The organism is Promineifilum sp. (SeqCode), from assembly GCF_041918635.1.
GTDB lineage: Bacteria > Chloroflexota > Anaerolineae > Promineifilales > Promineifilaceae > Promineifilum.
Map to the genome: position 1 here is coordinate 1 of NZ_JAYRVJ010000163.1, position 6,048 is coordinate 6,048.

The following is a 6,048-nucleotide window of genomic DNA, read 5'->3' on the forward strand; positions in this document are numbered from 1 at the left end:
CTGTTCTTCAACTACCTGCTGCTGACCGAGGAGATCGGCGAGTTGGCGACGGAACTGATCAAAGTCTGGACGGGCAGCAAGCGCCATCTGGTCAACGGCCGCGGCCCGGGTGAGGCGCTGGAGGAGGCCATCGCGCAGAACCGCGCCGCGCTGCGCGGCGAACTGGCCGACCTGCTGGCCTACATCCTCAAGCTCGCCAACTACACCGGCATCGATCTGGAGCAGGCCTATCTGGAGAAGATGCGCCAGAACCTCGGCCGCACCTGGCCGGCCGAGCGCGGGGCGGGCGAGCCGGCCGGTTGAGATGAAGGTCAGCGACTTCGATTACGGCCTGCCGGACAGCCTCATCGCCCAACACCCGGTGGAGCCGCGCGACGCCAGCCGGCTACTGGCGCTCGACCGGGCCACGGGCGCGCTGGCCCACCGCCGCTTCCGCGATCTGGTGGAGTACCTGCGACCGGGCGACGTGCTGGTCGCCAACGACACGCGCGTCCTGCCCGCCCGGCTGTTTGCCCGCAAGCCGACGGGCGGCCGGGTGGAACTGCTGCTGCTGGAGCGGCGCGACGCCCACACCTGGACGGCGCTGGCCGGCGGGCGGCGCGTGGAGGAGGGACTGGCGCTGACCCTGCTGGATCACGCCGGCCGGCCGGCCGGGATTACGGCGGTGGTCGCCGGTCTGGGCGCGGAGTCGCTGCGCGTGCTGCGCTTCAGCGCGCCGGTCGAGGCGTGGATCGAGGCGCTCGGCTATACCCCGCTACCGCCCTACATCCACGAGACGCTGAACGACCCCGAGCGCTATCAGACCATCTACGCCCGCCCGGCCGGCTCGGCCGCCGCGCCGACGGCCGGGCTGCACTTCACGCCTGATCTGTTGCTGGCGCTGCGCGAGCGCGGGGTGCTGTTCGAGACGTGTACGCTCCACGTCGGGCTGGACACGTTCAAGCCGGTGGCCGTTGAGGAGGTGACGGCGCACGTCATCCACAGCGAGTGGGCGCGGCTGACATCCGACGCGGCGCGGCGCATCAACGAGGCCCACCTAGCCGGCGGGCGCATCGTGGCCGTAGGCACCACGACGGCGCGGGTGCTGGAGACGGCGGCGCTGCGCTCGGCGGGCATCACCGGCAGCTTGCAAACCATCAGCGCGCGCGACGCGGCCGGCGAGACGACCAACGTGTGCCCCTGGCAGCCGGTGGCCGCCTTTGAGGGGTCAACCGACCTGTTCATCCATCCCGGCTATCGCTTTCGCGCCGTGGCCGCGCTGATCACCAACTTCCACCTGCCGCGCTCCAGCCTGTTGATGCTGGTGTCGGCCTTCGCCGGGCGCGAACGGATGCTGGCCGCCTACCGCGCCGCCGTAGCTGAGGGCTACCGCTTCTACTCCTTCGGCGATGCGATGTTGATTGAATGAATGAACCACGGATAAACACGGATTCAACGGATGAACACGGATTGAGCTTTGGGTTCAATCCGTGTTCACCCGTCAAATCCGTGAAAATCCGTGGTTCATTTTATTCATACCCACGCTAACTGAATATTAACGCGCGGGTGATAGGATGAGACGAGGTTGCCGTTGGGTGGGCCGCCCGGTACAATCATGGGTCGGCGGGGAACAGCCGCACGCGACAGAGGATGCAACAGATGCCACTGTATACTTATCGGTGTAACGAAAACGACCACGAGTTTCAGGTTCGCCAGCGCATGACGGACGATCCCCTCACAGAGTGCCCCATCTGCGGCGGCCGCGCGCGCCGCGTGGTCAGTTCGGTGGGCGTGGTCTTTAAGGGCAGCGGCTTCTACGTGACCGACAACCGCTCCAGCAGCGTCAACGGCAAGAGCGGCAAGTCGAAAAGCAAGGAGACTAAAGAGGGCAGCGCCTCCTCCGCCAGCGACTCATCCTCCACCAGCAGTTCCACGCCCGCTGGCGACTCCGGAGCCGGCTAAATCTGAAAACCCCGCGTGGCCGGGATCACCTTCTGGCTGAAATCCTGTACAAACCCTTCCAGCTTGTCCGTTAGCTCCTCCCACTCCTCGGTGCGCATAATGTGCAGCAGGTCGTCGGTCGAGTCAGCAACCCCCTCGGCCATCTTCTGTTCGCACGTGCCATAGGCCGTGTACCACACCTGAATATCGGTGATGCCCATTTTGTTCATCGCCGGGATGAGCTCGTGGACGAGGAACTCGAAATACTCCGACTCCTTGTCCGGCCGAACATTCCACCGCATGATCACTTTTGCTGCCATGATGTTCTCCGCACGCGCCTGAGGCGGCCGGCGCTCACTCTTTGGACATCGCCCTGGGCGTCAGGATGACCACATTTGTCTCTTGAGGCAGGCCATCGGCGCCGCCCACTTTCAGACTCACATCCTGCTTGGGGTCGGTGACGCCCATCTCTTTCAGAAACTTGTCAACCGGATCGAGCGACAGCGACAGCCCGGGCACTTGATAGTGCATCGGGACGACGATGTTCGGCTCCAGCATCGACACCAACTCGGCCGCGCCGGCGGCGTTGAGGCTGCTCCCGCCGCCGATGGGCAGGAGCAGGACGTTCACCTGTTCCAGATCCTCGATCTGCTTCTGCGACGGGACTTCGCCCAGGTCGCCCAGGTGGGCGACGGTCAGCCCATTGTAGTCGAAGACGTAGACGATGTTGTTGAACTTGCCGTTGCGGCTGGGCGTGGCGATACCGTTGATGAACACCCCGCCGATCTCGTACTCGCCGGGGCCATCCAGCACGTGTTCCATGCCGCTGATGGCGGCGACGTAGTTGTGGCCGGGGGCGTCGTGGCTGATCGTGACCACGTCGGACTTCAGCTTAAGCTCCCCCAGGCCGACAGACGCGGCATAGGGGTCGGTGACAATTGTGGCCTGCTTGCGTTCCGTGATGCGGAAGCAACTCATGCCATACCAGGTGATCTCCATTCGCGTTTTGCTCCTTGAAGAAGCATCCACAGATTTCACAGATTACACAGATTCTTAGCGCGACGCTGGCGAGGCGTGGCGGCGTTTATGGTTATGGCTGTGAGTTATCTGTAAATGGCTGATAATTCGGTCGGCGCGTCGGCGCTCGTAGAAGCTGGTATTATAGCCCATGGAACAGATGGCTCAAAGAATGGTTCCTGACGCCTGGCGCGTGGCGCAGTTGAACGGGGGGCGCGTGACGGCGGGCGACGCGCTGCGCCTGGCGTTGTCGCCGGTGAGCGCGGGCTACGCCAACGCCCAGATCGACGACTACGGCCGCACCGCCGGGCGCGGCCGGGCGCGCTTCGACCACCGGCCCGGCCTGACGATGGCCCTGCGGGCGCGTTTCTCCCACGACGCCGGGGAGCTGCGCGGCACGGCCGGCTTCGGCTTCTGGAACGCGCCCTACGGCGACCCGTCAGTGGGCCGGCCGGCGCTGCCCCAGGCGGTCTGGTTCTTCTTCGCTTCCGACCCCAACGATCTGCCCTTCGCGCCGGAGCCGCCCGGCCGGGGCTGGTTCGCGGCCACGGTGGACGCGGGCGCGCCGGCGGCGCTGCTCATGGCCCCGCTCGCGCCGGCCGTGCTGGTCCTGAACCAGTTCGCCGCCCTTCGCCGCCGCCTGTGGCCGGCCGTGCAGCGCCGGCTGGGCATCAGCTTCGCCCCGCTGGCCGCCGACCTACGCGCCTGGCGCGAGTACCGGGTGGTGTGGCGGCCCGACGGTTGCCGCTTCTGGGTGGACGGCCGGCTGGCGCTGGAGACGGTCCACAGCCCGCGCGGGCCGCTCGGCTTCGTCTGCTGGCTAGACAATCAGTACCTCATCCTGACGCCGCGCGGGCGCTTCCGGGCCGGCGTGCTGCCGGTAGAGAAGGGCCAATGGCTGGAAATCGCCGATCTGGCGCTTATGCCCGATTGACACGCCCGCGCGGATTCTCTAGAATGAGTGGCGCGCCTCTCTGTGCCACTCTGTGATTTCTTAGCGCAACTCTATGTCACGCTAATGAGGAGAATTGACCCATGAGCGACAGCGTGGATCCCAATGGACATGTGGACGCGGCGGATGCGGCCGGCTTCGTCGCTGAGATCGACCTTGACCGTGTGGCCGCCGGCGCGCCCTTCCGGGCGACGTGGACTTTCCGCAACGCCGGCAGTACGGCCTGGAGCGGCGATTACCGCCTGGTGTACTCCGAGACGCCGCACCCCGAGACGGCCGACACCGACCGCTCCCTGCTGGGCGCGGCTCCCTCTTACACCCTGGCCGAGTTGGGCGCGCCGCCCGCGGTGCGGCCGGGCGAGCTGGTCAGCCTGACCCTGACGTTCGACGCGCCGGCGGCGCTCGGCCGCCACGCCACCAACTGGCAGTTGGCCGCGCCCGACGGCCGGCGCTTCGGGCCTATACGCTGGATGCGGGCCGTCGTCGTGGCCGCGGCCGAGGCGCTGAAGTACGACCTGCTGGGCTTCAGCAACAGCGCCGGCAATTTCAACGACCTCCAGCCCGGCCAGCAGTTCGCGGGCATCTGGACGGTGCGCAACGCCGGCGCGCGAGTCTGGGAAGGCGACTTCCGCGTCGTCTACCTCGATCAGCCCGTGGCCGATACGGCGCAGTTGTCGCGCGATGAGATGGGGGCCAAGCCGGTCTACTCGCTGCAACAGGTGTCGGGCAAAGACCGGGTCGCGCCGGGCGAGACGATTCAGATTCGCCTCGACCTGGTTGCCCCGCTGGCGGTGGGGGCCTACGCCTTCCACTGGCAGCTGACCACGCCCGACGGCCAGCCGTTCGGCGGCGTGCGCTGGCTGCGCATCGGCATCGTCGGCGAGTCGCCCGTCGCTGAAGAGGAGAACCGCGAGTCGGAGTTGGGCGGGGTCGAGTTCGGTATGAACATCAACCCCGATGCCCACGGCCTCGACGTGGATCGGCTGGGCGGCCTGGGCTGGGTGCGCCTCGTCTTCTTCGCCTCGCGGCTCAATCTCAGCCCGGAGGAGGCCTACCAGCGCAAGTACCGCTCCATCATCCAGAGCTACGCCGCTGCCGGCACGCGGTCGCTCATCATCCTGCACCAGGACACCGAGTGGGGCAACGCCCCCTGGCAGAACGGCGGCTGGGAGCAGTACGCCGAGACGTTCGCCAAGGCGTGCGGCCGGGTGGCCGCCGTCTGCGCCGAGTTCAGCGATAAGGTGGCCTACCAGATCTTCAACGAGCAGGACAGCGGCCCGGACAACCATTCGGCCATCGGCATCCGCGCCGAGGAGTACGCCCTCGTGCTGGACAAGGCGCAGGAGGCGATCCGCCGCGCCCATCCCGGCGCGGTCGTGGTTCTCGGCGGGCTGAACACCGGGCCGGACAACGCGCTGAAGTACGTCCGGGCGGTGCAGGCGCGGCTGGGCGGGCGGCTGCCGGTGGACGCGCTGGCCGTCCACCCCTATGGCCGCTACGTGCGCAAGGCGCTGTTCAACTACGGCTCCATCGGCAAGCTGGCCGACTCGCTCAACCGCTTCCGCCAGGCTTATCCCGACAAGCCGCTGTGGATCACCGAGATCGGCGTCGCCAACGACACGCCCATCGGCCCGGAGCATTACGAGGACATCGGCGTCTACATGCGCGAGGTGGTGGACGAGGTCGTCGATAAGTTTGCCGGCTACGTGCCGGTGCTCATCTGGTTTGGCTGGACCGACCTGCTGCGCAACTCCGGCATCCTGACCGCCGACGGGCGGCCGAAGCCCCACGTCTTCGATACCTTCGAATACATGAAGGCGCGCGGCCGGGAGGCGCTGGAGGCCCTGGCCGCCGAGGGACTGGAGGCGCTCGACCAGTCGAAGGCGGAGTTCAAGTCTTTTGGCACGACACTGAGCAACGCCGATGCCGTGCCGGCCGGGACGACCTTCACCAACACCTGGCGCTTCCGCAACACTGGCCCCACTACCTGGGGCGAGGGCTTCCGGTTGGTCTACGCGCCCGATGGGGCCAACAGTAACCCGATGCTGTCCACCACCAGCTTCGATCTGGCCGCGGTGGCCTCGGGCATGCCCGTCCAACCGGGAGCGGAGATGGAAATCACACTGACGATGACCGCGCCGGAGGCGTTCGGCCGCGTC

General features: G+C 67.0%; 7 protein-coding genes. 5 read left to right on the forward strand and 2 right to left on the reverse strand.

What is annotated here, in order from left to right:
* From ACE3UY_RS05485 to ACE3UY_RS05495, 3 genes are all read left to right on the forward strand, one after another.
* On the forward strand, positions 1–303 hold a 303-nt coding region (locus ACE3UY_RS05485; protein WP_374686543.1), incomplete at its 5' end, for a MazG nucleotide pyrophosphohydrolase domain-containing protein.
* 1 nt (position 304) lies between these two features.
* The gene (gene queA, locus ACE3UY_RS05490; RefSeq protein ID WP_374686544.1) at positions 305–1,408 is read left to right on the forward strand and encodes a tRNA preQ1(34) S-adenosylmethionine ribosyltransferase-isomerase QueA; all 1,104 of its coding nucleotides are present in this window, start codon (positions 305–307) and stop codon (positions 1,406–1,408) included.
* A 230-nt stretch (positions 1,409–1,638) separates the two neighbouring features.
* The gene (locus ACE3UY_RS05495) at positions 1,639–1,941 is read left to right on the forward strand and encodes an FmdB family zinc ribbon protein (protein ID WP_374686545.1); all 303 of its coding nucleotides are present in this window, start codon (positions 1,639–1,641) and stop codon (positions 1,939–1,941) included.
* On the opposite strand, the gene ACE3UY_RS05500 is transcribed toward ACE3UY_RS05495, so the two are convergent.
* A complete protein-coding gene (locus ACE3UY_RS05500; protein ID WP_374686546.1) occupies positions 1,938–2,240 on the reverse strand; it encodes a hypothetical protein in 303 nt (100 codons plus the stop codon). The genes ACE3UY_RS05495 and ACE3UY_RS05500 overlap by 4 nt on opposite strands.
* A gap of 34 nt (positions 2,241–2,274) precedes the next feature.
* The gene (locus tag ACE3UY_RS05505) at positions 2,275–2,919 is read right to left on the reverse strand and encodes an MBL fold metallo-hydrolase (RefSeq protein ID WP_374686547.1); all 645 of its coding nucleotides are present in this window, start codon (positions 2,917–2,919) and stop codon (positions 2,275–2,277) included.
* A 190-nt stretch (positions 2,920–3,109) separates the two neighbouring features.
* On the opposite strand from ACE3UY_RS05505, the gene ACE3UY_RS05510 reads away from it, so the two are divergent.
* Together ACE3UY_RS05510 and ACE3UY_RS05515 are read left to right on the forward strand one after the other, a co-directional pair.
* On the forward strand, positions 3,110–3,871 hold the full coding sequence (locus ACE3UY_RS05510; RefSeq protein ID WP_374686548.1) for a hypothetical protein: 762 nt from the start codon (positions 3,110–3,112) through the stop codon (positions 3,869–3,871).
* A gap of 101 nt (positions 3,872–3,972) precedes the next feature.
* On the forward strand, positions 3,973–6,048 hold a 2,076-nt coding region (locus ACE3UY_RS05515), incomplete at its 3' end, for an NBR1-Ig-like domain-containing protein (RefSeq protein ID WP_374686549.1).